Raw genomic sequence first — 349 nt, 5'->3', positions numbered from 1 at the left:
TCAGAAGCCATCCCCTCAGAGCCTCATCCCTAAAAGCTTCGCCACAGAAAGTTTGCTGACCAACATCATTCTTGGAAAATACCAATACGCGATGCCACTTTATCGCCAAGAATCGCTGTTTACCCAGTCGGGTATCGAGCTATCACGCACCACCATGGCAAGGTGGGTTATCCAAGTCAGTGAGAAGTTCGCCCCGCTGTATGCGGCCTTGAAGGAGAACCTGCTTCAACAAGTGGTGGTTCAGGCGGATGAAACGCCGCTCAATGTGCTCAAAGAAGAGAAGAAGTGTTATATGTGGCTCTACTGCTCAGGCGCTGACTCACCCGAATCGGCACTGCCGAATGTGAAA

General features: G+C 51.0%; 1 protein-coding gene. It reads left to right on the top strand.

Annotation, left to right across the window (positions count from 1 at the left end):
* On the top strand, positions 1 to 349 hold a 349-nt coding region (locus AB4167_RS21140; RefSeq protein WP_372136976.1), incomplete at both ends, for a transposase.

The organism is Vibrio sp. 10N.286.49.E11 (assembly GCF_041469505.1).
GTDB lineage: Bacteria > Pseudomonadota > Gammaproteobacteria > Enterobacterales > Vibrionaceae > Vibrio > Vibrio crassostreae_C.
The sequence above is the reverse complement of the archived record's forward strand: the minus strand, read 5'-3'. Positions and strand labels throughout refer to the sequence as shown.